This window comes from Lacinutrix sp. MEBiC02595, assembly GCF_053601555.1.
On sequence record NZ_JBSHNU010000217.1, the window covers coordinates 26,121 to 51,922 of the forward strand.

At 32.0% G+C, this 25,802-nt stretch carries 21 protein-coding genes and 1 other RNA gene; 15 read left to right on the plus strand and 7 right to left on the minus strand.

The annotated features are described in order from the left end of the window. Positions 1–1,035 carry a glutaminyl-peptide cyclotransferase gene (locus ACVCZW_RS07850; RefSeq protein ID WP_452228538.1) on the minus strand — a complete coding sequence of 345 codons (1,035 nt, stop codon included), beginning with the start codon at positions 1,033–1,035 and terminating at the stop codon, positions 1–3. An 88-nt stretch (positions 1,036–1,123) separates the two neighbouring features. Here ACVCZW_RS07850 and ffs point away from each other — a divergent pair. The 4 genes from ffs (at position 1,124) to ACVCZW_RS07870 (ending at position 5,093) form a co-directional block, all read left to right on the plus strand. Beyond that, positions 1,124–1,221: signal recognition particle sRNA small type (gene ffs / locus ACVCZW_RS07855), an RNA gene on the plus strand. A gap of 124 nt (positions 1,222–1,345) precedes the next feature. Beyond that, positions 1,346–2,149 (plus strand): SDR family oxidoreductase, encoded by an 804-nt coding sequence (locus ACVCZW_RS07860; RefSeq protein WP_452228539.1) that lies wholly within the window; start codon positions 1,346–1,348, stop codon positions 2,147–2,149. A 48-nt stretch (positions 2,150–2,197) separates the two neighbouring features. Next, positions 2,198–4,633: a choice-of-anchor L domain-containing protein gene (locus tag ACVCZW_RS07865; protein WP_452232104.1), complete on the plus strand. Its 2,436-nt coding sequence runs from the start codon at positions 2,198–2,200 to the stop codon at positions 4,631–4,633. A gap of 28 nt (positions 4,634–4,661) precedes the next feature. Then, positions 4,662–5,093: a hypothetical protein gene (locus tag ACVCZW_RS07870; RefSeq protein ID WP_452232105.1), complete on the plus strand. Its 432-nt coding sequence runs from the start codon at positions 4,662–4,664 to the stop codon at positions 5,091–5,093. Between the two features lie 36 nt (positions 5,094–5,129). On the opposite strand, the gene ACVCZW_RS07875 is transcribed toward ACVCZW_RS07870, so the two are convergent. Beyond that, on the minus strand, positions 5,130–6,566 hold the full coding sequence (locus ACVCZW_RS07875; RefSeq protein WP_452228542.1) for a TlpA family protein disulfide reductase: 1,437 nt from the start codon (positions 6,564–6,566) through the stop codon (positions 5,130–5,132). A 280-nt stretch (positions 6,567–6,846) separates the two neighbouring features. On the opposite strand from ACVCZW_RS07875, the gene ACVCZW_RS07880 reads away from it, so the two are divergent. Beyond that, positions 6,847–8,472: an ABC-F family ATP-binding cassette domain-containing protein gene (locus ACVCZW_RS07880; RefSeq protein ID WP_452228543.1), complete on the plus strand. Its 1,626-nt coding sequence runs from the start codon at positions 6,847–6,849 to the stop codon at positions 8,470–8,472. Positions 8,473–8,573: 101 nt separating this feature from the next. Here ACVCZW_RS07880 and ACVCZW_RS07885 read toward each other — a convergent pair whose 3' ends face one another. Then, positions 8,574–8,810 carry a DUF2007 domain-containing protein gene (locus ACVCZW_RS07885; protein WP_452228544.1) on the minus strand — a complete coding sequence of 79 codons (237 nt, stop codon included), beginning with the start codon at positions 8,808–8,810 and terminating at the stop codon, positions 8,574–8,576. A 217-nt stretch (positions 8,811–9,027) separates the two neighbouring features. On the opposite strand from ACVCZW_RS07885, the gene ACVCZW_RS07890 reads away from it, so the two are divergent. Further along, entirely contained in the window at positions 9,028–9,222 is a 195-nt protein-coding gene (locus ACVCZW_RS07890) for a cold-shock protein (RefSeq protein ID WP_055442230.1), read from the plus strand. Between the two features lie 109 nt (positions 9,223–9,331). Here ACVCZW_RS07890 and ACVCZW_RS07895 read toward each other — a convergent pair whose 3' ends face one another. From ACVCZW_RS07895 to recG, 3 genes are all read right to left on the minus strand, one after another. Beyond that, a complete protein-coding gene (locus tag ACVCZW_RS07895) occupies positions 9,332–9,520 on the minus strand; it encodes a hypothetical protein (RefSeq protein WP_452228545.1) in 189 nt (62 codons plus the stop codon). Between the two features lie 9 nt (positions 9,521–9,529). Then, positions 9,530–11,956, minus strand: coding sequence for a phenylalanine--tRNA ligase subunit beta (gene pheT / locus ACVCZW_RS07900; RefSeq protein WP_452232106.1), 2,427 nt, complete (start codon positions 11,954–11,956; stop codon positions 9,530–9,532). A gap of 549 nt (positions 11,957–12,505) precedes the next feature. After that, entirely contained in the window at positions 12,506–14,608 is a 2,103-nt protein-coding gene (gene recG, locus ACVCZW_RS07905) for an ATP-dependent DNA helicase RecG (protein WP_452232107.1), read from the minus strand. Positions 14,609–14,743: 135 nt separating this feature from the next. Between recG and ACVCZW_RS07910 the strand changes: the two genes are divergently transcribed. Beyond that, the gene (locus ACVCZW_RS07910) at positions 14,744–16,720 is read left to right on the plus strand and encodes a M1 family metallopeptidase (RefSeq protein WP_452232108.1); all 1,977 of its coding nucleotides are present in this window, start codon (positions 14,744–14,746) and stop codon (positions 16,718–16,720) included. Positions 16,721–16,729: 9 nt separating this feature from the next. Further along, positions 16,730–17,641: a patatin-like phospholipase family protein gene (locus ACVCZW_RS07915; RefSeq protein ID WP_452228549.1), complete on the plus strand. Its 912-nt coding sequence runs from the start codon at positions 16,730–16,732 to the stop codon at positions 17,639–17,641. A 21-nt stretch (positions 17,642–17,662) separates the two neighbouring features. Here the strand turns inward: ACVCZW_RS07915 and ACVCZW_RS07920 are convergent, their stop codons facing one another. Next, on the minus strand, positions 17,663–18,181 hold the full coding sequence (locus tag ACVCZW_RS07920) for a DUF7935 family protein (protein WP_452228550.1): 519 nt from the start codon (positions 18,179–18,181) through the stop codon (positions 17,663–17,665). A 308-nt stretch (positions 18,182–18,489) separates the two neighbouring features. Between ACVCZW_RS07920 and ACVCZW_RS07925 the strand changes: the two genes are divergently transcribed. From ACVCZW_RS07925 to ACVCZW_RS07955, 7 genes are all read left to right on the plus strand, one after another. Continuing rightward, entirely contained in the window at positions 18,490–21,042 is a 2,553-nt protein-coding gene (locus tag ACVCZW_RS07925; RefSeq protein WP_452232109.1) for a DUF7619 domain-containing protein, read from the plus strand. 4 nt (positions 21,043–21,046) lie between these two features. Then, entirely contained in the window at positions 21,047–22,078 is a 1,032-nt protein-coding gene (locus ACVCZW_RS07930; RefSeq protein WP_452228552.1) for a hypothetical protein, read from the plus strand. A gap of 40 nt (positions 22,079–22,118) precedes the next feature. Beyond that, on the plus strand, positions 22,119–22,565 hold the full coding sequence (locus ACVCZW_RS07935; RefSeq protein WP_452228553.1) for a hypothetical protein: 447 nt from the start codon (positions 22,119–22,121) through the stop codon (positions 22,563–22,565). 11 nt (positions 22,566–22,576) lie between these two features. Then, on the plus strand, positions 22,577–22,897 hold the full coding sequence (locus ACVCZW_RS07940) for a hypothetical protein (RefSeq protein ID WP_452228554.1): 321 nt from the start codon (positions 22,577–22,579) through the stop codon (positions 22,895–22,897). A gap of 25 nt (positions 22,898–22,922) precedes the next feature. After that, a complete protein-coding gene (locus ACVCZW_RS07945) occupies positions 22,923–23,723 on the plus strand; it encodes a prolipoprotein diacylglyceryl transferase (protein WP_452232110.1) in 801 nt (266 codons plus the stop codon). A 4-nt stretch (positions 23,724–23,727) separates the two neighbouring features. Next, a complete protein-coding gene (locus ACVCZW_RS07950) occupies positions 23,728–24,426 on the plus strand; it encodes a putative metal-binding motif-containing protein (protein ID WP_452228556.1) in 699 nt (232 codons plus the stop codon). A gap of 206 nt (positions 24,427–24,632) precedes the next feature. Beyond that, positions 24,633–25,562: a CPBP family glutamic-type intramembrane protease gene (locus tag ACVCZW_RS07955; protein WP_452232111.1), complete on the plus strand. Its 930-nt coding sequence runs from the start codon at positions 24,633–24,635 to the stop codon at positions 25,560–25,562. Positions 25,563–25,802 lie beyond the last annotated feature (240 nt).

A 25,802-nucleotide genomic window follows, 5' to 3' on the forward strand; every position in this document is an offset into this window, starting at 1 on the left:
TTAATTTTCTATGATTTCCACTTCAAATAATTTATCCCAACGTTTTCCGGTAATAAAAAGCGTTTTGGTTTCCGGGTTGTACGCAATACCATTTAATACATCTAAACCTTGGTGTTGTGTTACTTTCTTTTTTAATGGCGAAAAATCTATAACGCCTTCAATTGCTCCATTGGTAGGATTTATAATTGCTACACCATTTTTTTGATAGCGATTGGCGTAAATTTTTCCGTTAACCCATTCTAACTCATTTAGTCCAACAACTTTTCCTTGATTGTGGTATGCTTGTATATAACCTTCTTCGGTAAGTGTTTCTGGGTTTATAGTCCAGATTTTTTCTGTTCCATCACTTTTATATAAAGTTTTCGTGTCATTACAAATTCCCCAACCTTCTTTACTATTATTGTATTTAAAGCTTCCTGTTTTTTCAAAAGTATCTACATCATAGACAAAACCAGTTCCGCTTGTCCAAGTTAATTGGTACACTTTATTATTTAAAACGGTTAGGCCTTCTCCAAAATAAGCTTTTTCTAAATCTATATTTTTAAGAACTTCTCCTGTTTTATAGTTCACTTTTCTAAGTTTAGATTCGCCACGTTGCCCTGTGCTTTCGTATAATTCGTTATTATAGAACTCTAATCCTTGGGTGTAGGATGTGATATCATGCGGATATTCATTAATAATTTTATAGGTATATACTTTAGGAGAAGTATTGTTTAAAACAGTTAACTTTTGAGAAACCGTTTGTGTTTCTCCATCCAATATAATGGTAGCTTCTAATGTATGCTCCCCAAGCTTTGTGTTTTCTAAAATACTTTTTTCGGAAATAGTTTCACCATTTAAAGTGTAGCTTACAGATGTAATAGTATGCTTTTTAGGATTTTTTATAGACAGATTTAAGGCTTCTCCTAGCGATAAAGCATTGTTTTTTGCATTAGTAACTAGGGTAAAGTCCTTTTTTTTCTGTGTTGCATTGCTTCCGCAGGACACAATAAAAGTTGCTAAAAATATGATTGTGAGTATTTTGAATGTTCTCATGTTGTCTTAAAAGTTTTATGCAAGATATTTATTAAAATTCAGTTAAAAAAAACATTGTGAAAAAATTAAAAGGTTGTATATTTGCACTCGGCAAGTCCTACACAACTAGCTCCTGTTGAATCCTCCAGGTCGGGAACGAAGCAAAGGTAAATGGTTGAGCAGTGTGATGTAGGTAGCTTGCCTTTTTTTATGCAATAAACTCAAATCTTGAAAGCAATAGCTAATCAAGATTTTTTTGGTTTATTGAAGTTCCTATATAATGGGAATCTCTCCATTAATATTGTATTTTTGAAACCTTAAAAATACATTTATGTCTAAAGTTGTTTTAATTACCGGAGGTTCTTCCGGAATTGGTAAATCTGTTGGAGAATTTTTAACAGAAAAAGGGTACATCGTTTATGGAACTAGTAGAAATCCCAATAAGTTAACTAGTAGTATATTTAAAATTATCGCTTTAGATGTAACCAAAATCGATACCATTGCAACAGCTATTAAAAAAGTGGTGGAAGCAGAAGGAAGAATTGACGTGCTTATAAATAATGCAGGAGTTGGTATTACCGGACCAATTGAAGAAATACCAGAAGTAGAAATTAAAGCCAATTTTGAAACTAACTTTTTTGGACCAATAAACGTTATTAAAGCTGTTTTACCACAAATGCGAAAGCAACAGTCTGGTTTAATAATAAATATAACTTCCATTGCTGGATATATGGGACTTCCATATCGAGGAATTTACTCTGCTAGTAAGGGTGCTTTAGAAATTATTACCGAAGCTTTTAGAATGGAAATAAAAGACTTTAATATACAGATGACTAATATTGCTCCTGGCGATTTTGCTACTAATATTGCTTCCGGACGTTTTCATGCGCCAATACAAGAAAATTCACCATACAAAAAACCGTATGGTAATACCCTAAAATTAATGGATGCGCATGTAGATGAAGGTAAAGATCCTTTGCTTATGGCAAAAGCGGTGTACAAAGTAATGAATACCAAAAAGCCAAAAACGCATTATAAAGTAGGAGAGTTTATGCAAAAATTCTCTATTGTTTTAAAACGCATATTACCAGATAAGGTTTATGAAAAGATGTTGCTAAACCATTATAAGTTATAAAATTATGCCAAAAAAAACATATGGAAATACGTAAGAAAAAAGAAAGGAATGAAAAATAGAAGAAACTTTTTTGTGTTAATTTTTATGCTTTTAGCGTATACAAATTATGCACAAATCATTAGTATAAATGATGCAGCAGATCCGGAATCGGAGTATGATCTACAGCAATTAGTAGAAGATGTTCTTATTGCTAGTGATTGTGCAGTTATTGATAATTTTTCTGAGCAAGCATCGGGTTTACCAACAAGTACGCAAACAAAAAGTTATGGGTATTTTAAAACGCCAACAGGTAGTGATTTTCCTTTTGAAAGTGGTGTTATTCTAACCACAGGAAGAGCTTTTCCTGCAGGAAACGTAAGAAATACGAGTAGTGCTGCTTTTCCAGATTTTGGTAATGGACTACCAGGTGATACAGACCTAGAAATAGCTTTGTCGCAATCGAATACTAGAGACGCTACTTTTGTCAAGTTTAATTTTACGCCAACATCCAATGATTTTAGTTTTAGGTTTTTAATGGCATCCGAAGAGTATACTGGAAGTGATGAATGTAATTATTCAGATAGTCTTGCTTTTTTATTAAGAGAAGTAGGTACAACTACTTATGCTAATTTGGCTGTTTTACCAGACGGAACTCCTGTTAGTGTAACCAATATAAACAACTCAGGAGTTTGTACTGCAAATGCAGATTTTTTTTACGGATATAATCTTGTTAGTACCAACTATGGAGGAAGAACAGAAGTTTTAACCGCTAATGCTACAGTAATACCAAATCAAGAATATGAAATAAAAATAGTAGTGGCAGATCAAAGAGATTCGGCTTACGATTCTGCTATTTTTTTAGAAGCAGGAAGTTTTAATCTTGGTTTAGATTTAGGAGATGATATAACTTTTGCTTCTGGAAACCCTGCTTGTGGTAGTTCCACGTATACCTTAGAAACTGAAATACCAATTACAGATGCCGCACATACGTGGTTTAGAAACGGAGATGAAATTATTGGGCAAAATAATAATACATTAGATGTTACAATAGCTGGTCATTATAGTGTTTCGGTTGCTTATGGTACTTCTTGTATAGCTACCGCTGAAATTACTATAGAGTTTACTCAGGTTCCGATAGCGAATGCTATAGATGACCAATTTATTTGTGATGATAATAATGATGGCTTTAATACCTTTGATTTTCAGGTGTTTAATGATTCTGTTCTTGGTACACAGTCTGCTTCCAATTATACGGTAAGCTACCATCTATCTCAAAATGATGCAGAGAATGGTGTGAATCCAATAACGACTCCGTATACAAACCAAAATGCATATCAATTAGAAACTATATTTGTAAGAATAGAAGATAATACATACACCTATTGTTATGATATTACTACTTTTGATATTCATGTTTTTAATTCGTTAACAGCATCAAACCCTTTACCATTACGTGCTTGCGACCTAGATACAGATGGTTTTAATACTTTCGATTTAACAGTAGCAGAATCTGATATTTTAAATGGGTTACCAGCAGCAAATTATTCGTTTAATTATTACGAAAATGAAGTAGATGCAATTCTTGGTAATGCTACGCAAATAGCCACACCTACAAATTTTAATAATACAACGGCCACATCACAAATTGTATATGCAAGAGTGCAACCAATAACGAATGAATGCTTTCAGGTTGTACCTATAACACTTATTGTACATCCTTTATTAGACATTGGTTTAGAGGATAAATATCTTATTTGTTTAGCCGCAAATGATAATATTCTAGTTCCTGGAGAAGAGGATACAGCATTACAAACGCCTCCAATAGATACGAATTTAAGTGAAACAGATTACACTTTTCAATGGTATACGGGCGATGGTGTTTTAGCAGCAAATAGTATTCCTGGGGAAACCCAAGCTTCATATAATGCTACAACTATTGGTTTTTATACGGTATTTGTTACTAATATACTTTCACAATGTACTTATATAGATACTACAGAAGTAGTTTCTTCTTATCCTCCAGAAAGTATTTCTGTAGAAGTCTTAACAGATGCTTTTTCAGAGAACAGTATGTTCGAGGTAACCGTTACCGGAATTGGTACGTATGAGTTTAGTTTATATGAAGGGTATTGGCAAAGTTCTCCAGTATTTACTAATGTTTTAGGTGGCGAGCATTTGGTTAAAGTTAGAGATGTTTATAATTGTGAAGAATTATTCTATGCTGTTGTGATTGTAGATTATCCGAAGGTTTTTACTCCTAATAATGATGGGTACAATGACACCTGGAATATTCTAGGAACTAAAAATCAGTTGGGAGCAAAAATATATATTTATGATAGATATGGAAAGCTTATAAAACAATTAAGCCCTTCAAGTATTGGTTGGGACGGAACTTTTAATGGGGAGGATATGCCAACTTCAGATTATTGGTTTACCGTAGAATATCTAGAACCATTAAACAATACAAAGAAAGCGTTTTCAGCCCATTTTACACTTAAAAGATAGGTTGTTAATCGAACAATAAAAGAACAAAATGGGAATATTAGAAAAACTATTCGGCACAGATAAGCTAAAAATTACAGATATTGATTTTGGAGAAATAGAAAGTTTTAGTACTAACGGAAATAGGATAGGTTGGCTAGTTAATAGAAGATATCTAGATGTAGATGTTGAAATATTAATAGATGGAAATATCGAAGGGATTTTTAAAGAACAAAAGCAAATTTTACTGCAGGCTTTAAATAATGAAGCGACTATAAAGTTGGAAGCTGAAAAAGCGCTACAAGAACAATATACCAATGCCGAAATAGAATTTGTGTCTTTAGATAGCCATTTTCAGTTAAAAGGAATCTCTGTGAATACCGAAGGGTTTGAAATGATCTTTCAGGAAAAAGAAGGTAAAAACTATTTCTTTTCTGTTCATTTTGAAAACAATAAACAAATAGGAGTTTCTATGGATGGATAGAAGATAGGAAGGAGTTGTAAAACGAGATCTTAGTTTCTATGGATTCAATAAGCCTAGCAGCTCTTCTTCAAATTGAACAGAAAATAAATTAGTGTGAGGATCTATAATTTTCCCATATTTATTTACTAGTAACACCTTGATTATTGGGTTTATAGCCAATGTTTCTTTTGCTTCTTTTGGGTTTTTAAACTGGTATTCATGTTTGTCAGTAAAGTTATACTGTTGTAGTAGTTTGTTGTTGCTATACCTTGTGTTAGGTTCATCTATATTTATAGAAATGAAGTCTACTTCAGGATATTTTAACATTAACTCTTTTACTTTAGAATGACTTTCTTGTAAATGGGATTTATAATCCTTAGACCAAAAATATAAAGCAGTAGGTTTTCTAATTAATTTGTGTAAATCTATTGCTTGATTTTTATAATTTACCAAAGTTACATTTGGTATTTTATTTCCCGTCTCTAATTGCTTTAAGGATTTGACTAGCTTTTTAATATAATTTTTGTCTTTTTCGTCTGTGCTTTTTTCGTAATAGAAGTCAAGAAAAGTGTCTAGTTCTTTTAAGTTCTTGGTTTTATTTATATAATTAATAGAAGATATACTTAATAAAGGATTTTTAATATCTTCATCTGTTATCAAGCTATCAATTAGTTTCAGTTTATCTAAATTATAACAGTAAGAATTTCTTTTTAATATACTGTCTTTAGATGTTTTTAAATGTTCTGATAATGCTAGATTTTTAAAGTGATATCTTAAAAAAGTCTTATATGTAAAATAATCTTTTAACGCAGTACTATTATAATCTATATCTTTTCTGTAGGTATAAAAGTTTTTTGGTAACGATTGTAAATTTTTTATTTCATTATCTCCATAATAAGCAAATGGATAAATTTCTTTGCTTAAATAATAGTTGTAGTCTATGTTGGCTTTGGAAATTTTCTGGAACAACTCCGAAGTTATATTCTTTTCAAGAAACAAGGTTAGGTTTGTATTTCTATGTTTTCTAATGGAATCAATTTTTTTTTCGAAAAGGATAGGTTCTAATTGGTAGTAGCTTAATATTTTCTCGTTTATGTCTTCATTCTCAAGAAACATGTTAATTAAATAATTATTCTTTTTTGCTCCATTTCCTGTAAATACTAAAGATTCATCGAAATCAATAGTGTTTATTCTAACCAGAACACTATCATTAGGTTCTAATAAAGCTAATTGAAATTCTTCACCATGTTGCGATTGCAGTTTAAAAATATATAAACCACTTTCTAAATCATTAAATTTATATAGAAATCTATTTTTATTATCTAGTAAAATAGTATCAATAATAATATTTGATTTATGTATAACAACTTGTCTGTCAATAGGATTGATTATTTCGCCACCAATATAAGCCGTTTTCCCTTCCTTTGTAGCAAGGTCTTTTTTGCACGAAGAAAAGGTAAGTGTTAATATTAGTAAGGAAAAAAGTAATCTCATAATTAGGTAAAAACGAAGTTAAGGTGCTTTAACAAAAGTATGCGTTGCAAGTTATACCTCTTGTTAATTCGTTGTTAAAAGTTAAAAACAAAGTCTAGTAATTACAACTTTTAGTACCTATTAATTTAACCTAAGAAGTTTCTTCTTATGGTTAGAATTTTTTACTTTTGCAAAAACTTATATTACAGGTTTATGTCAAGGAGTAAAACCAATTCATTTGTAAGTTCTATAAGTCCTTTTCAATTATATAAAAATATCTGAGTAAAAATTAAATACAAATATGTTATCAGTTTCTAATCTTTCCGTTCAATTTGGAAAACGAATTCTTTTTGATGAAGTAAATACAACTTTTAATAACGGAAATTGCTATGGTATTATTGGAGCCAATGGAGCAGGAAAATCAACCTTTTTAAAAATTATTGCTGGAAAGCAAGATCCAACTTCTGGACATGTGCATTTAGAAGCAGGTAAACGTATGTCTGTTTTAGAACAGGATCACAACTTGCATGATGAAGACACGGTTTTAGATACTGTTTTAAAAGGAAACAAACCTGTTTATCAAATTAAAGCACAAATTGATGCGCTTTATGCGGACTATACCGATGAGAACGCCGAAAAAATTGGAGAACTACAAGTAAAGTTTGAAGAAATGAATGGTTGGAATGCAGAAAGTGATGCTGCTGCAATGCTTTCTAATTTAGGTATTAAAGAAGATGCACATTATACCTTAATGAAAGATTTGGATGGTAAGCAAAAAGTACGTGTTTTATTAGCACAAGCTTTGTTTGGTAGTCCAGATGTTTTAATTATGGATGAGCCTACCAATGATTTAGATTACGAAACGATCTCCTGGTTAGAAAACTTTCTTGCTAATTACGACAGTTGTGTCATTGTGGTTTCTCACGATAGACACTTTTTAGATTCGGTTTGTACGCATATTTCGGATATTGATTTCGGAAAAATTAATCACTTCTCAGGGAACTATACGTTTTGGTATGAATCTTCTCAATTAGCAGCAAGACAACATGCACAACAAAACAAAAAAGCAGAAGATAAAAAGAAAGAACTAGAAGAATTTATTAGAAGATTCTCTGCTAACGTTGCAAAATCAAAACAAGCAACGAGTAGAAAGAAAATGATCGATAAGTTAAATATTGAAGATATAAGACGTTCTAGTCGTCGTTATCCAGCACTTATTTTTGAAAGAGATAGAGAAGCGGGAGATCAAATATTAAATATTGAAGGATTAGCTGCTTCCCTTGAAGGAGAAACACTTTTTAAAGACATCGATTTAAATTTAAATAAAGGCGATAAGGTGGTGATTTTCTCTAGAGATTCTAGAGCGACAACAGCATTCTACCAAATTTTAAATGATAAAGAAAAAGCAGATGCAGGAAAATTTGCTTGGGGAGTTACCACTACGCAATCTTATTTACCTTTAGATAATAGTGAGTTTTTTAAAAATGATTTATCTCTAGTAGATTGGTTACGTCAATGGGCAACTACAGAAGAAGAGAGAGAAGAAGTTTATATTAGAGGCTTTTTAGGTAAAATGATTTTTAGTGGAGAAGAAGCATTGAAACAATCGAATGTGCTTTCTGGAGGTGAAAAAGTACGTTGTATGTTATCTCGAATGATGATGGTAAGAGCTAATGTTTTACAATTGGACGAACCAACAAATCATTTAGATTTAGAAAGTATTACAGCGTTTAATAACTCACTGAAAAACTTTAAAGGTACTGTGTTGTTTTCTACACATGATCATGAGTTTGCACAAACACTAGCAAATAGAGTAGTAGAGCTTACACCAAACGGAGTAATAGACAGACATACTACTTTTGATGAGTATATGCAAGATGCTAAAATTAAAGAATTACGGGATCAAATGTATTTGGTTAAAGCGTAAAAGAAATAGAATAAAAAAAAATCCTGAAGTTTTTCTTCAGGATTTTTTTTGCTTTAAATTCAAAATACTGTTTACTGCGACTGTAAACGGTTAACTAAATTTTACGCTTGCATCTCTGCAGTAATACTTTCTATAATTGGTAAGGCGGTATCTAATTCGTCTTTGTTCACGAATAACTCTTGCGTGCCTTGATTAAAGGTACCGAAACCTCCTAATCTGCCAGATTCTGATTCGTCTTTTATAATTGCACGAATGCCAATAGCTTCTAATTTGTCCACCATTAATTGGGTAATAATGAAATTTCCAGTGTAGACTTTAGTATAATTCGACTCTTCCATAGTTTTTAGATTTTGTGTTCTCTTAAAGTTACAAAATATTTATCATATTTTGAAGTGATTTTCTTGTTTTCAAGCGTGTTTATAGTCGGTAATTCTTTTGTTTACTTACGTTCTTTAAAAGTTAACGAAAAATATATCACTTAAATTGCAGTGAAATGGAAATATAACATTTTAAAAACTATCTTTGTCATTATAAATTAATCAATACTATATTACGATGAGTAAAGGAACAGTAAAATTTTTCAATGATTCTAAAGGATTTGGATTTATTGTAGAAGACGACAACAACAAAGAACATTTTGTACACATTTCTGGTTTAATCGATGAGATTAGAGAAGGAGATGCTGTAGAGTTTGAACTTACAGAAGGAAAAAAAGGATTAAACGCAATAAACGTTAAAGTAATAGACTAAGTATTACAATTCTTTAAAAGAACAAAAGCCTTTTCAGAAATGAAAAGGCTTTTTTGTTGGTATTCTATATTGATTTTTTAAAATTACATGGTTGTTCGTTGTTATTTTTTTAAGCTCTTAAGTAATTATATAATCGGTATACTCCAAAGCCAATCATTACCAAAGATAATGCTAGTCTTAAAGTCGTGATTAATTCGTTTCCGAAAAAATATCGGTAAACAATATAACTACCAAGGCCTAAAAAAATGATTCCAGATATTAAGCTAAATATGCTTTTTTGTGGTGTTTTATTTTCCATTTGTTTTGTTTATCTCAATTCTGCACCAAGCTGTTTTTCAAAATTTGCTTGTAGCTTATTCATGATTTTATCAATCTGCTTGTCGGTAAGTGTTTTGTTTTCGTCTTGTATTGTAAAACTAACCGCGTAACTCTTTTTACCTTTAGGTAAGTTCTTCCCTTGATATACATCAAATAGATTTACATCTTTTAAAAGTTGTTTTTCCGTTTGTTTTGCAATAGTGTGAATCGATTCAAAAGAAACAGCATCATCTAATAATAAAGCAAAATCTCTTCGTACTTCTGGGTACTTCGGAATTTCTTTAAATTTAATTTTGTTGTGTTTCGCTACTTCAATAATATTATCCCAATTAAAATCTGCGAATAATACTTCTTGGTTAATTCCGAAATGCTTTAAAATATTCTTCTTGACTAAACCGAAGCTTACTAGTTTGTTTTTTCCTAAACTTAAAGTTAGTCCTTCACTAAAAATGGCATCTTTAGTAGGTGTTTCTTTAAATCTAGAAATGCCTAAGCGTTCTAGTATACTTGTAATGCTTCCTTTAAAGTAAAAGAAGTCACTAGGTTTGTTTAAACCATTCCAAGCTTCTGTAGTTCTATTTCCTGTAACTAAAAGGGTAAGATGCTTATGTTCTTCACGATTTTCGCTAAAGTTATGGTAAGTCTTTCCGAATTCAAAAAACTTAACATTACTACGTTTTCTATTGATATTATAAGAAAGTGCTTCTAAGCCAGAAAATAAAAGGGATTGTCTCATTACGGACAAATCATTACTCAATGGATTAAGCATTACTATATTGTGTTCTTCTTTGAGCTGTTCGTCTAATTTAATATACTCCGGACTAGTTAATGAATTAGCAAGCATTTCATAAAAACCTTGAGATGCTAATTGATTACCTATAACATTCTGTAATTTATGATCTTCAAATTTGGAAGAGTTCGAAATAGAAGCGTTTAATTTATTCGTAAAACCAATATTGTTATACCCATAAACACGTAAAATTTCTTCAATAATATCTGCTTCACGTTGTACATCGTTTCTATATGCAGGCACGGTTAAACCCAAGCCCGTTTCGGTAACGTTATTTATTTTAATTTCTAGAGAACTTAAAATACGTTTAATAATTTCTTTTGGTATTTCTTGACCAATTAGCTTTTCTGCATTTTCAAAACTTAAACGCACTTGAAAGTCTTCTATTTTATTTGGGTATGCATCTATAATATCGCTTGTGATTTCTCCTCCAGCAAGCTCTATAATTAATAGTGCAGCGCGTTTTAAGGCGTATTCTGTAATATTTGGATCAATACCTCTTTCAAATCTAAAAGACGCATCTGTGTTTAGTGCATGACGTTTTGCTGTTTTACGAATGCTTATAGGATTAAAGTAAGCACTTTCTAAAAAGATACTCGTGGTATGTTCTGTAACTCCGGAAGCCATTCCTCCAAAAACCCCAGCAATACACATTGGCTTTTCTGCATCACAGATCATTAAATCATCTTCGTGTAATTCTCTTTCTACTTCATCAAGTGTTGTGAATTTGGTTCCAGCAGCAACGGTTCTGACTTCAATTTTGTTACCTATAATTTTTGCGGCATCAAAAGCATGAAGTGGTTGTCCGAGCTCATGTAATACATAATTGGTAACATCTACTATGTTATTTTTTGGTGTTAAGCCAATAGATTTTAATCGGTGTTTTAACCAATCTGGAGATTCTGCAACTTTTAAACCAGAAATAGTAACCCCACAATATCTTGGTGCTAATTCTTTATTTTGTACATCTACGTCCATCTTAAGTGTTCTGCTGTCTACATGAAAAGAACTAACAGAAGGTGTAATTAACTCGACATTAATATCTTTTTGTAAAAAACCAGCTTTAAGATCTCTTGCGGTACCATAATGACTCATGGCATCTGCTCGGTTTGGTGTAAGTCCGATTTCAAAAACCTGATCGTTTTCAATGCTAAAAAGGGTGGAAGCAAGCGTTCCAACAACAGTGTCTTCGGTTAAAACCATAATACCATCGTGCGATTTTCCTAAACCAAGTTCATCCTCCGCGCAGATCATTCCATGGCTTTCTTCCCCACGAATTTTCCCTTTTTTGATGGTCCAAGCTTCGCCTTCTTCGGTATATAAAGTAGTACCAATAGTAGCAACAGGTACTTTTTGTCCAGCAGCAACATTTGGTGCACCACAAACGATTTGTAAAGGTGTATCTGTGCCAATATTAACCGTAGTAATCTTTAGCCTGTCTGCATTTGGGTGTTGTATACAAGTAAGTACTTCTCCAACAACAATGCCTTTTAATCCTCCTTTAACAGACTCGTAATTTGCAATGCCTTCTACTTCTAAACCTAAGTCTGTAAGTAATTCTTCGGTTTGCTCTGCTGTCCAATCGGTTTTTATAAACTGTTTTAACCAGTTGTATGATATTTTCATTTACCTTCTTTAAATTGAACTGCAAAGATAAAATAATGCGGTTAGCATTCAAGCATTGTTATAAGTTTTGTGGTATCTTTTATGGGTATCTAATTTTTGTATAAAATAGGAATACCTAATTCTATATAAGATTTTAGGAATACGGCATCTTCGGTGCTTCTTTTTCTGGTAAATAAAAGATGTAAAACGGTGTGAAAAACAAGTGGAAAGTAGTTGTTTGTAGCGTCTGTTTTTAAATAAATAATCTTTAATCTATAGATAGGCTCTTATGAGATTATACTAAATAAGTGCCTTTTATTGAAATCAAAAAACACGCTGATATATCAATTTTTATAGTTGTTTATTTTCTAAAAAGAGAAGTTTAGCAGGGAATAAATGTTATGTATTTATGTTAAACTTTCGCTTGAGATAAAGCTGTGTTGCAGCGTTGAATTGTAGATTTTTAGGTTTCTTTAGTTGGTCTTTAAGTTTAGGGAAAAATCATTTCCTTTTTGTGTTGAAAAGGTTTCTCTTTTTTAAGAAAAACGAAGGTCGATTACTGTGCGAAAATCAAGAAATATAATTCCAAATATTTCTATACTTACTCATTTGTCGGTAGGTGTTTAAAATGCTTTGATTTTCTTTAGCTGCTAAAGAAGGATCCTTGGTTAAAACCTGCTTTGCGTGAAATCTTGCCAATTGTAAAATGTCATGATCTTTAATAATATCTGCAATTTTAAGGTTTAAAATACCGCTTTGTTGGGTTCCCATGATGTCTCCAGGGCCACGTAAACGTAGATCTACTTCCGCAATTTCAAAGCCATCACTAGTTCTTGTCATGGTTTGTATTCTTTGTTTGCTATTTTCTGAGAGTTTATGGCTCGTCATGAGTATGCAGTAACTTTGTTCTGCACCACGACCAACACGACCTCGCAATTGATGTAGTTGCGCTAATCCGAAGCGTTCGGCACTCTCTACAATCATTACAGAAGCATTTGGTACGTTAACACCAACTTCAATTACGGTGGTGGCAACCATGATTTGCGTTTCGCCTTTAATAAAGCGTTGCATTTCATATTCTTTATCCGCAGGTTTCATTTTTCCATGTACAATAGAGATTTGATATTCTGGTTTTGGGAAGTCTCGTTCTATACTTTCATAGCCATCCATTAAATCTTTATAGTCCATTTTTTCGCTTTCTTGAATCAATGGATAGACGACGTAAACTTGTCTTCCTTTTGCGATTTCATCTCGAATAAAACGAAACACTTTTAGTCTATTTGCATCATATCGATGTACTGTTTTTATAGGCTTTCTTCCTGCTGGTAATTCGTCAATTAAAGAGATGTCTAAGTCGCCATAAACAGACATGGCTAAAGTTCTAGGGATTGGGGTTGCAGTCATTACTAAAATGTGTGGAGGAGAAGTGTTTTTCTTCCATAGTTTACTTCTTTGTGCAACTCCAAATCGATGTTGCTCATCGATAATTGCAAGTCCTAAATTTTTGAATTTCACCTTATCTTCCAGTAATGCATGTGTGCCAATTAGTATCTGTAATTCGCCGTTTTCTAATTCTTCGTGAATAATTCTTCTTTCTGAAGTAGTACTTGAACCTGTGAGTAGTTTTATGTTGATATTCAAATCATTACACATTTCACGTAAACCATCATAGTGTTGTACTGACAAAATAGCAGTAGGCGCCATTAGGCAAGCTTGAAAATCGTTGTCAAGTGCTATTAATATAGACATTAGTGCTACAATTGTCTTTCCAGAACCTACATCGCCTTGTAAAAGACGATTCATCTGCGCATTGCTTCCTAAATCGTGACGAATTTCTTTTAAAACGCGTTTTTGTGCATTGGTTAATTCGAAAGGTAAATGGTCTTTAAAAAAGGAGTTGAAATAATTTCCGACGGTTTTAAAAGGGAACCCTTTTATCTTCGATTTATGGATTAAATTTTTTAAAATTAACTGTAATTGTATGTAAAATAATTCTTCAAATTTCAGTCTAAACTGTGCCTTAGAAAGTAACTCTGGAGTCTTCGGAAAATGCACATTAAAAACAGCTTCTGGTTTTGAAATTAGTTTCAATTCGGAGCGCATATTTTCAGGTAACGTTTCTACAAATTTCCCGTTGCTTTCTAAAAATAATTGTTGCATGATTTTGGTCATCACGCGATTTGTAATTCCTTTATTAGATAGTTTTTCGGTGGAAGGATAAATCGCTTGCATTGAAGATCGTAGATTATCTTCATGGTCTTTTTGTAGTTCAATATCTGGATGCGGCATGTTGAACTTGCCGTTAAACCAATTGGTTTTTCCAAAGATTACATAGGTAGTATTTAGTTTCAGGCTTTCTCTAATCCATTTTTGCCCTCTAAACCAAACCAGTTGCATGGTTCCTGTTTCATCTTGAAGCGTTGCTACTAATCGTTTTCCGCGTTTCTGAGCAATTTCTTCAAACTTAATAATTTTTCCAATTACCTGAACATCAGCGTTGTTGCGTTGTAGTTCATTGATTTTGTAATACTGCGTTCGATCTATATATCGATTCGGAAAAAGATTAAGAAGATCCTGATAGGTGTGAATACCTAGTTCCTTGCGAAGCAAATCTGCACGATTTGGTCCAACACCTTTTAAATAATCAATAGGAGTTTGCAAGTTTATACTCATAAAAGCGAAATTAAACAATTCCTTTGAAACAAGGAATCTCAAAAAGTGTAGTTTGAATAGATTTTAGTTTTCGTGTAATTTTAAAATGGCAAAACTTATGTGTACTTTGGCGTAATGGTTGCTATTTAAAGATTTATGAAACGTATTTTATTTTTATTATTTATCCTTTTTTCTTTTGCTGCTTATGCGCAACAGACAGATATTGTGGACTTTAAAAAGTTGGATGCTGTTGTGTTTTTTAATCAGATTAAGATAGATAGCACACTTTATGATTCATATGAAATTACCTTCGATATATTAAAAAAAACGGATTCAATTTATTTGGATGCTATTACGATGAAGTTTAAAAATATTGCTTTAAACGGAAAGAAAGTAAAGTTCAATAATGATAATAAAAAACTAATTATCTATAGTAAATTCAAGCCTTCCGAAGAAAATAAATTGCAATTTTTGTTTTTCGCTTCGCCTAAAAAAGCCATGTATTTTGTGGGTTGGAATAATGAAGCGCGAAACCAAATATGGACACAAGGTCAAGGGAAAAACACAAGTCATTGGTTGCCAAGTATAGATGATATGAACGATAAGATCGAGTTTGATCTTACTTTTGCGGCGCCAATTGGTTATGAAGTGATTTCTAATGGGAAATTGGTGCTTAAAAATAGAAGCACAGATTATATGCTTTGGAAATATGATATGCAAAAACCAATGTCTAGCTATTTGGCTGCTTTGGTAGTTGGTAAATATGATAAAAAAGTAGTAAAATCTAAAAGTGGCATTCCTTTAGAAATGTATTATTATCCCGAAGATTCCTTAAAAGTAACGCCAACGTATAGATATACAAAGGAGATGTTTGATTTTTTAGAAGATGAAATTGGCGTTGCGTATCCTTGGCAAAACTACAAACAAGTTCCTGTTCATGATTTCTTGTATGCGGGAATGGAGAATACAAGCTGTACTATTTTTTCGGATGCTTTTATGATTGACGAAACCGCGTTTATAGATAAAAACTATGTAAATGTAAACGCGCATGAGTTGGCACATCAATGGTTTGGTGATTTAGTGACCGAAACGTCGGGAACACATCATTGGTTGCAGGAAGGCTTTGCAACGTATTACGCATTACTTGCAGAGCGACACGTTTTTGGGGACGATTATTACTATTTTAAATTATATGAATACGCGCAAGAATTAGCCGCTCAAGATCGTTTAGGGACAAGTACTGCGGTTATGAATGCGAAAGCGAGTAGTGCAACGTTTTATAAGAAAGGAGCTATCGTTTTGCATATGTTGCATGAAAAAGTTGGGGATATCGCTTTTAAAACGGCAGTTAAGAATTATTTAAAGAAGTATGCATTTCAAAATGTGGAGACTTCGAATTTTATAGATGAAGTTGCGCAAACTAGCAAACAAGATTTAAGTGCTTTTGTTGCTAAATGGTTACAAGACAAAACGTTTTATTATGAAGAAGTGGAAGCTTCTTTGCAAAGACAATCCGAATTTATTACGGAATATGTCATGGTAGATTGTGAAGCAGCTAATGCAAAGTGCGATTATTATCTGACTTCGGGTATTTCAGATGAAGCAAAAAGGAAAGTGATTGCACAAGTACCAGAGCGAATTACTTCCGAAGTATTTAAAAATAGTATTCCAGTAAGACAAGCAATAGCGCAAAGTATCGTGGAGATTCCTTCCGAATTAAAGATGGATTATGAATCGCTTTTAGAAGATAAATCCTATGTAACTGCAGAGGCTGCTTTGTATAATCTTTGGACTAATTTTCCGGAAGAAAGAAATAGATATTTAGATAAAACAAAAAATGTTCTTGGCTTGCCTAATAAAAACGTTAGATTGCTTTGGTTAACGCTATCTTTGGTGACTCCAGATTATGATGTGGCGTTAAAGGAAGCGCGTTTAAAGGAGTTAATTGCATATACGTCACCAGCATATAATTTTGAAATAAGGATGCAAGCGTTTTCGTTTTTAGAGAATTTAAAAATTATAAACAGCGATATCTTAAAGCATTATAAAGAAGCGGAGCAGCATCATAATTGGCGATTAAAAAAGTTTGCGAGAGCTTTTGCAGAAAGAAATAATGAAAAACTAACGAACTAAAATAATTTAATGCGAGCATTAGTAATATCTGGAGGAGGAAGCAAAGGTGCTTTTGCAGGTGGCGTAGCACAATATTTAATAGAACACGAAAAACGCGAATACGATATGTATTTGGGTACATCTACAGGAAGCTTATTGGTTCCGCATTTAGCTTTAAATGACATAGGTAAGCTGTATGATATGTTTACTAATGTGAGTCAGCACAATATTTTTAGTGTAAACCCTTTTGTGCAGCATAAAAAAGATGGAAGAGAATATGTTTCTATTAACTATATGAATTCTATCTGGCAGTTTATTAAAAGGAAAAGAACTTTTGGTGAGAGTAAAAGTTTACGAAGACATATAAAACGAAATTTTACCGAACAAGAGTTTAATGCGATTAGGAAAAGCGGAAAAGATGTGGTGGTTACCGTTTCTAATCTTTCTAAAAATAGAGTAGAGTACAAGTCTATTAAAGAGTTTAGTTATGAAGAGTTTTGTAATTGGATTTGGATTTCATGTAATTATATTCCCTTTATGTCTTTGGCAAAAGTAGATGGTTTTGAGTATGCAGATGGTGCTTTTGGCTGTGTAGTACCAATTCGTGAAGCGGTTTTACGTGGTGCTACAGAAATAGATGCTATTATTTTAGAAAGTGAAAATATGGAGTACAATAAAGTACTTGGTAAAAATCCTTTTTCGTTAATGTTAAACCTGTTTGGTCATTTGTTAGATCAGGTGGAGAAAAGTGATATTGCTATAGGGAAATTGGCTGCAAAGCACAGAAATGTAAAGCTTAATCTGTATTATACACCAACTAAATTAACGGAAAATTCTTTGATATTCAGTAAAAAACTAATGACTGCTTGGTGGTTAGATGGCTTTTTGTATGCAGAAAATAAGCATGGTAAAGACTCTAGCGCGGTTGCTATGAAATATTAGGCTGTTTTTTATACTTCTACTTTAAAACATTTTACTTACTTCATCTCTAATATAAGATAAACCGGCATGACTTGGCGGATGTCCTTCCATCATTTCGGTTAAAATAACTTCGCGAAGTTTGTTTGCTGAATTTGTTTTTTCTAATAAAGTAGCTTTTCGTATTAACTGAATAGTCGCATTTTTGGAAGCGTTAACCACATTCCAGCATTCTTCGGAAACATATATTTGTTGCGATAAATTATGCTCCATTTCTTGTTCTATAGACGCTATCAATAAAGACTCGTAACTTTCTTTTTCTGAAGAAGTTGGATGCACTCTTAAAAGTAATTTTGCAGGAACGATGCGTTCTAGAAATAGCGTTAAACGTTCGTAGGCTTGCAAGCGCAAAGGGAAGGATTCTTTCTGCAATTCTTTGTGCATTAAAAAAGTTCTTCGGTTGTTTTCATTTTCTATATGCTCTCTAAAAAATAGAAAAGCAATTGCTCCTGTAACCAAGGCAGGAATAATATACATCAAAAGGTTTATAAGTTGTTGTTCCATAGTTTTTAAAAATACTATTACAAACATAAGCTGTTTTTTATAATAGGACAAATTATCCGTTGGTTGAATGAAACTGACTTTTCCTTAAATCAAAATGACTATTCCTTGATTCGGCACATGTAGTCTTTGTATTACACCGTATTTTGCGCTTGCTATTAATTAATACATTACTAATCGTCAGTAGAATAACAGCCTATTTTGCTGGCGATTTTTTTTATTAAAAAGAGGTAACATTTAGACTCCTTTGTTGATATAGAATTAGAAAGCTATTAAAAATAAGCTTATTTAATATTTAAAACATATAGATTATGAAGAAAATAGTACTAAGAATACAAATCCTTTTTTTGCTTTTATTTAGTATGATGTCCTATTCTCAAGTTCCTAATGGGGCTTTTGCAAGCGGAACAGCTAACTGGAATGTAGTAGGTAATAATATTAGCTTAGGTGCTTATGCTAGTGATTATATGTTTATCAATAATAGCACAACAGTTAATGAAACTTTTGCTTTAACCTCTTCCGCGTTTAACTTATTACAAAGTGAAGTATATAGTTTAGATATTATTTACGGACATTATGATAATACTTTTAGTGGAAATCAATTATCTCAATTATCCAATATTGTATTAAAAGACGCGAGTACAAATGCAGTTGTGGAAACGTTAACCTTAACAGTGCAGCCTTGGCCATTAGGCGCAGCTCCTGCTTCTGAAGTGGATTATTATAAGAGTAATGTTATTTCTGTTCCAGACGGATCATATTACTTAGAGTTTTCTGGAGCAGTAGGAAGAAGTTTTCTGTTTACGCAAAGCGAAATTTATGCATTTAAAGATGTGCAAATCAATGCCGTTATTCCTCATTCTGTTTCAGGTAATGTGAAATATGATGTTAATGCAGATAATTGCACGACATCAGCAACACCGTTAAACAATATTTTAATAAAAAATGTGGCGCAATCCTCTGGAAACATTTATTATACGTATACAGATAATAATGGCGATTATTTTCAAGAGTTTTATGAAATAGGGAATGTTGTAACAAGTGTTGAATCTCCTTCTTTAACATCAACCTCAATTACAAACACTTTTACATCTGCTTTTCAAGCATATACAAATCAAGATTTTTGTACGCAAACAACAATAACAACGCAACATGATTTAAATATTCAAATCGTACCAATAGGTCTTGCTAGGCCGGGTTTTGGTAGTGCTTATAGAATTTATTATACTAATTTGGGTGTGCCTAATACTAGTGGTGTGGTAACATTAAGTTTTGATAATACGAAACTCAGTTATACGTCTTCCATACCTTTAGATAATGGTTTTAGTGGTAATTCTTTAACATGGAATTATACAAATTTAAATTTCTTTGAAACTCGATTTATTGATGTGTTTTTTACTCTTTATGCACCGCCAACAGTTAATAGTGGTGATGTTTTAACGTTTAATGTAATAGCGGATCCAATAGTTGGGGATGCTAATACTTTAGATAATACATCCTCATTAAATCAAGATGTTGTAAATGCTTATGACCCTAATGATGTGTTATGTTTAGAAGGCGATGAAATTGCACCTTCACAAACAGGAGATGATTTAACCTATAGAATTCGCTTTCAAAACACAGGAACAGCATCTGCAGTAAATATTTCGGTTAAAACAGCTTTAGATGCAGATTTAGATTGGGCCACTTTACAACCAATTTCTGCTTCACATGCATATACAACTTCATTGGTAAATGGAAACGAGTTAACTTTTAACTTTAATAATATCAATTTAGACGATAGTACTACTAACGAGCCTGAAAGTCATGGTTGGATTTTTTATAAAATAAAACCAAAAAGCACGGTGATTCTTGGAGATGATTTTGATGCTAATGCAGCTATTTATTTTGATTTTAATGCACCGGTAATTACAAATACATATACAACTACAATTGTTACTCCATTAACGTATGTACCAGATGATAATTTTGAAAACTATCTAGAAACACATGATGCTAGCGGAAATGTTGTTGCTGTTGGCGCAGCGAACAGCATGGGGAACGGTATTGCTTTAGACAACTATGTAGCTACAGCTAATATAAATATGGTTACAATTTTAGATGTAAGCTCAAAAAGCATTTTAGATCTAACGGGTATTGCAGATTTTACACAATTATTAATACTTAATATTGGTAGTAATAATAATATTGTTTTTGATGTAAGTCAAAACACCATGTTGGAATCTTTATATTGTCATAGTTCCAATTTAAGTAGTGCAGATTTAGATGTATCTCAAAATGCTGCTTTAAAGAATTTATATTGTCAAAACAATCAACTTTCTGTTTTAGATATTAGTTCTAATTTAAATCTAGAAATAATTAATTGTTTTCAAAATAATATAACTGCGCTAGATTTTTCTGGTAAGGCTTCCTTAAAAAGTTTGACCGTATTTAACAACCAATTAACTTCTTTAAATGTTAAGAATGGTAACAACACAAATTTTACTAATTTTGATAGTACTAACAACCCAAACCTTACTTGCATTGAGGTTGATGATGCCGCTTGGAGTACAGTGAACTGGCTTAATAAAGACGCTGCTTCAACATACGTTAACAATCAAGCAGAGTGTACAACACTAAGTACTTCAGCGTTTGCACAGATAACTTTTAGTATGTACCCTAATCCTGTAAGCAATTACCTTACCATTGCTATACAGGCAGAAGCTAGCTATGGCTTAATCACAGTAAATGGTCAGGTAATTAAAAACGGCCAGCTTCAAACGGGAGAGAATATATTAAATGTTTCAAAACTATCTAACGGTTTATACTTTTTACAAGTACGAACTAGTGAAGGTGTTTCCACTAAAAAAATTGTAAAACAGTAATACTATGAAAGCAATTAAAACAGGCTTACTGACTCTTTTAATCGCAACTTTTATTAGTAGTTGTGATTCTGATGAAGACAATGACACCACAACCGTTTGTGATGCCAAGTTCTACACAATGGCAGTAGATATTCCGGATTCATCGGTTGGTGTTTTTGATATTTTTGAATACGAAAAATCCAATGTGCTCGCTACACCAATGGCGCTTACTTCTGGGAATTCATTGAATAATGCTACAGGAGGGCCGTTAAGTGAAATGCTATCTGCAATAAATCCGAATACAGGAGAAATTACATATCAATTTACATATCATCCCGCGATATTTAAGTATAATATCAATTCGAATACGGTAGCGCAAAGTACTTTTAATGGTGGGTATAATTATGAATATTTAGGGAATAGTTTATATGCTATAAAACACACCTATATTGGCTCTAGTGTATTATCGGATTACACCATAATCGATGAGTCAGGTAATGATGTTGGTCAAACAATTCAAAATGTAGATATTAGTAATTCTGGAGCAAGTACATTACTTCTATTCAAATCTACATCAAACAACCAAGACAAGCTATATTATTTAGCGAACACGAAACTTCTTACTTACAATAAAACAACAGATACTTGGAGTGATGATCTTTTAGAGATGTATAACGAAACCACCAATAAGGTTTTTTATAGAAGTATAGAGTATGTTGATGATAATACGCTTTATATTTTGAAATCGGACGAGACGATTTCTAGTAGTTATACGCTAGAACTTTTAAAAGTAGATATTAGTGGAAGTGTACCGCAAGTTTCTGTAATAAAAGATTTAACAAATAGCCTTAGTTTGAGTGCGAATGCGCTTTTAGCTCCTGGTGGAGATAGACAAATAAATGCAGCTTATGATGCTTGTGATGACAGTTTCTATTTTAATTATACCAATCCTTTTACAATGAATTCTATAGTTTTTGAAATTAAACTTATAAGTGATACTGTCCATGAATATCCTGTAAATGGTAAATATTTATATGGCTTAGATATTATAAATTAATCCTATTTAATAAAAACAACTAAAATAAAAAACGCTAATTATGAAATCAATATTTAAAATAACGGTAGTGCTCGTATTAGCATTATCCTTCTTTAATTGTGATAATGATGATAACAACGCGACAAATACTAATGTTTGTAGCTATCAAGGATTTTCCTATTTAGATGGAAATAGTAATGATCAAACCATTATACCTGAATCTGAATTAAACACACAATATTTTCCAAATGCGAGTAATGGACCTTATGGCGCGCCCGGAATTGAAATCGCTTCTTTTACTGGTGCAACAACATTATTTTTTACTACAAATGTGATACTGTTAAATGAAATAGGAGAAGGAAGAATGACTATTGATGGCGGCGTGGAGGAATTGGTAACCGTAACATGTCAACGTGCAGGAACAGCAGTAGGAGATGAAATTAGATTAGATGTGGTTAGCGGTAGTATAGAAGTAGAGTTCTGTGTTATTATAGATGAAGTTTTATAAAATAAAGCAATATGAAAACACCATTTAAGTACTTCGTTATTTCTATTAGTTTGCTTGTTTTTAATTGTAAAAACGAAAGTAAAACAGAACAATTAGGAAATACAACTATAACGGAAACTGCCAAGAAGTTAAGTGAAGACGAAAAAAGAGAAATAGTAAAATACTATTTGATTAATGGCAAAAAAATGGACGAAAAAGACTTTCATGAAATCATTTTTTTAAATGATTTTGTAGATGGAGTAAAAATAGTTTTTTACGAGGATGGTGATGCTTTCTTTGGTCTTAAGTTTTCAGAAGCTTTTAATTATTATAACGCTAATAAAAATAAATAATCTATTATAAAGTACTAAACAGAATATGTTTCCAAAATTATTCGATTTCTCTCTGCCTGATGTGTTGGCAAACCTTTTTGGTGTAGAACAAGTTACTGTTTATACCTATGCAACTTTAATTGCAATAGGTACATTAATAGCAGCGCTATATACTAAAAGGACAGCAAAGAGAGAGTTGGGAATTGCAAACCTTCCTAATTCCTTTTTCTATTGGATTTTTGTTGCAGGTTTTGTTGGCGGAAAGTTGTTTTACTATTTACAAGATCCTTTGAAATACATGCAAAACGCAAGCTTAATGTCTGATAATTTTTCAGGTGGTTTTGTGTTTTATGGATCCTTTGTTGTGATTGTTCCATATGTAATATGGTATTTAAGAAGACATCAAATTCCCGTTTTGCCAATGCTAGACATATTTGCAATAACTACAACCATTGTTCATGCTATAGGTAGATTAGGTTGCTTTGCTGCAGGATGTTGTTATGGAGCTCCCACAGAAAGTAATATAGGATTAATTTTTCCAACTACGCATGGTATTTCGGTGCATCCAACACAGTTATACGAGGTAACGCTATTAGTAGCCATAATGCTATTCCTAATGGTGATTAAAAAAAACAAACAATTCAACGGACAAATCTTCTTAATCTATTTAATGCTATATGCTTTTGGTAGAGGAATTCTAGAACTTTTTAGAGGAGATAACAGAGGCTATATTATAGATAACATATTGTCTCATTCGCAATTTATAGGGCTTTGTCTCATAGCAATTGCAGCTTATTTTTATTTTAAATTTTATAAACAAAGGAATACTAACTTAATTAATACTTAAAATTATGAAAAAACAATTTTTAAAAAGAATTTTACCAGTAATGCTTTTAATAACAGCAGTATTTGTAATAGGTTCTGGCTGTGGAGATGGTATAGTTAACACACCACAAGACTACGAAAATTATTGGCCAGACATAGATCAAGATGGCTATGGCGATGCATCTGTATCTCCTACTTCTTACACAGCTAATGATGCTCCTGCAAATTACGTAATGGATAACACCGATTGTAATGACAACGATGCAACCGCATATCCAGGAGCAACAGAAATTCCTGATAATGCAATTGATGAGGATTGTAATGGTTACATATCTATCACTTTATTTGTAGATGCAGATGGAGATGGTTTTGGTAATCCAAACACAACAGAAGTTGTAGATTTATTGGTAGGTGAAAGCATACCTAGTGGTTATTCTTATTATGCAGGAGATTGTAACGATAATGATGCAAACACAAATCCTTTAGCAGATGAAGTTTTAGGGAATGGAATGGATGATAATTGCGATGGTGAAACAGATATTATAGAATATTACACAGACGCAGATGGAGATGGTTATGGTGCAGGTGCTGCTTTGCCACCACCAGCAGCTGGTGTGCATAATAATTTAGATTGTGATGATACCAATGCTAATATACACCCATATACTAGAGAATTTTTAAATGATGGTATAGACAGTAATTGTGATGGTGCAGATAATACCTAGAAAATAGCGCAAACGAAACTTTAAAACCTCTAAAACTCCATATCACAATTTATTTACTATTGATATGGAGTTTTTCTTTTTCTCAATAATTTACCAATTATCTAATAGCTACTTTTTTACCAAGTAACCACATATACAGAAATTAGGTTTGTTAACAGGATAGGTGAAAGTTTATAAAACGAATATATCTTAATATCCATTTCAAAATGAAAACCATAGTAAAATATATAAGAACACATCTAAAAGAAGATTATAAAACGGCTACATACTTATTTTTTTTATTGTTTTTAAGTGTTTTTATCTATATACATCATGTTACAAATTTTGCCGTAAATTTCTTAAGTAATAATATAAATTCACCGTTACTTGTATTGTCTTATTTTTTGTTTTTTGGATTTGCTTATTACACAACAATAGCAATAATAGTTTTTACAAAATCAGATTATAGCTTTATAAAATCGAGTGGTTTTTGGTTTACAAGTATATTTGCTATTCTATTAGTAAGTTTACGATTAGGGTTTTTAGAACACTACAAATGGATTTATGAAAATATTGCACCAGAAAAAGCTTTTTTTTATACTAAAATTGCCGCCAGAGCAATGCGTACCATTATTTTTTCGTTCGGAATTTTATTTTTCTATTATCTATTTGAAAAATATAACACCAACTTTTATGGTTTTTCAACAAAAAATGTGAGTTGGAAACCATATTTTTTACTCTTGTTAATCGTTATTCCTTTTATTGGTATTGCATCCTTTCAGCCTAGTTTTTTAAATCAATATCCTTTAATTGGTAATACAGGTAACGCTATAAATAAGTTACATGCTTTAGCTATTTATGAACCTGTGTATTTATTAGATTTTATTTCTATAGAATGGTTTTTTAGAGGGTTTCTTGTTTTAAGTATGGTTAAAATTTTGGGCTCAAAGGCTATTTTACCAATGGTAGCATTATATGTTTTTTTTCATATAGGAAAACCTACTGGAGAAATTATAGGCTCCATATTTGGTGGTTATCTTTTAGGAATTATTTCTTTGCATAGTAGATCTATTATTGGCGGAATTATTATTCATATGGGAGTTGCTTTTTTAATGGATTTAATGGCAATTATTCAAAAATTTGATATTTATTTTTAAAATTTATTATCGTTAAATAAAAAGGACCGTTCCTTGTATCAAATACACGTTTGTTTCAATAGGTCTTCTTTTTCGCTAATATAAAAGCTATGTTTGTTTAACTAAATAATTATGAAAACTATTTTGAAAATGGCACTCTTTATCTTATTTTTCACAGTAAGTACGGTACGTAACACCAATAAAAACTAGACTAATTTACGTATGTTTTAATAGAAATATTACAGCTAAAAACACATTGAT

Bases quoted from the DNA above. Each gene is read 5' to 3' on its own strand.
- ACVCZW_RS07850 (WP_452228538.1), bottom strand. From the start codon at position 1,035: ATGAGAACATTCAAAATACTCACAATCATATTTTTAGCAACTTTTATT.
- ACVCZW_RS07860 (WP_452228539.1), top strand. From the start codon at position 1,346: ATGTCTAAAGTTGTTTTAATTACCGGAGGTTCTTCCGGAATTGGTAAA.
- ACVCZW_RS07865 (WP_452232104.1), top strand. From the start codon at position 2,198: ATGAAAAATAGAAGAAACTTTTTTGTGTTAATTTTTATGCTTTTAGCG.
- ACVCZW_RS07870 (WP_452232105.1), top strand. From the start codon at position 4,662: ATGGGAATATTAGAAAAACTATTCGGCACAGATAAGCTAAAAATTACA.
- ACVCZW_RS07875 (WP_452228542.1), bottom strand. From the start codon at position 6,566: ATGAGATTACTTTTTTCCTTACTAATATTAACACTTACCTTTTCTTCG.
- ACVCZW_RS07880 (WP_452228543.1), top strand. From the start codon at position 6,847: ATGTTATCAGTTTCTAATCTTTCCGTTCAATTTGGAAAACGAATTCTT.
- ACVCZW_RS07885 (WP_452228544.1), bottom strand. From the start codon at position 8,810: ATGGAAGAGTCGAATTATACTAAAGTCTACACTGGAAATTTCATTATT.
- ACVCZW_RS07890 (WP_055442230.1), top strand. From the start codon at position 9,028: ATGAGTAAAGGAACAGTAAAATTTTTCAATGATTCTAAAGGATTTGGA.
- ACVCZW_RS07895 (WP_452228545.1), bottom strand. From the start codon at position 9,520: ATGGAAAATAAAACACCACAAAAAAGCATATTTAGCTTAATATCTGGA.
- pheT (WP_452232106.1), bottom strand. From the start codon at position 11,956: ATGAAAATATCATACAACTGGTTAAAACAGTTTATAAAAACCGATTGG.
- recG (WP_452232107.1), bottom strand. From the start codon at position 14,608: ATGAGTATAAACTTGCAAACTCCTATTGATTATTTAAAAGGTGTTGGA.
- ACVCZW_RS07910 (WP_452232108.1), top strand. From the start codon at position 14,744: ATGAAACGTATTTTATTTTTATTATTTATCCTTTTTTCTTTTGCTGCT.
- ACVCZW_RS07915 (WP_452228549.1), top strand. From the start codon at position 16,730: ATGCGAGCATTAGTAATATCTGGAGGAGGAAGCAAAGGTGCTTTTGCA.
- ACVCZW_RS07920 (WP_452228550.1), bottom strand. From the start codon at position 18,181: ATGGAACAACAACTTATAAACCTTTTGATGTATATTATTCCTGCCTTG.
- ACVCZW_RS07925 (WP_452232109.1), top strand. From the start codon at position 18,490: ATGAAGAAAATAGTACTAAGAATACAAATCCTTTTTTTGCTTTTATTT.
- ACVCZW_RS07930 (WP_452228552.1), top strand. From the start codon at position 21,047: ATGAAAGCAATTAAAACAGGCTTACTGACTCTTTTAATCGCAACTTTT.
- ACVCZW_RS07935 (WP_452228553.1), top strand. From the start codon at position 22,119: ATGAAATCAATATTTAAAATAACGGTAGTGCTCGTATTAGCATTATCC.
- ACVCZW_RS07940 (WP_452228554.1), top strand. From the start codon at position 22,577: ATGAAAACACCATTTAAGTACTTCGTTATTTCTATTAGTTTGCTTGTT.
- ACVCZW_RS07945 (WP_452232110.1), top strand. From the start codon at position 22,923: ATGTTTCCAAAATTATTCGATTTCTCTCTGCCTGATGTGTTGGCAAAC.
- ACVCZW_RS07950 (WP_452228556.1), top strand. From the start codon at position 23,728: ATGAAAAAACAATTTTTAAAAAGAATTTTACCAGTAATGCTTTTAATA.
- ACVCZW_RS07955 (WP_452232111.1), top strand. From the start codon at position 24,633: ATGAAAACCATAGTAAAATATATAAGAACACATCTAAAAGAAGATTAT.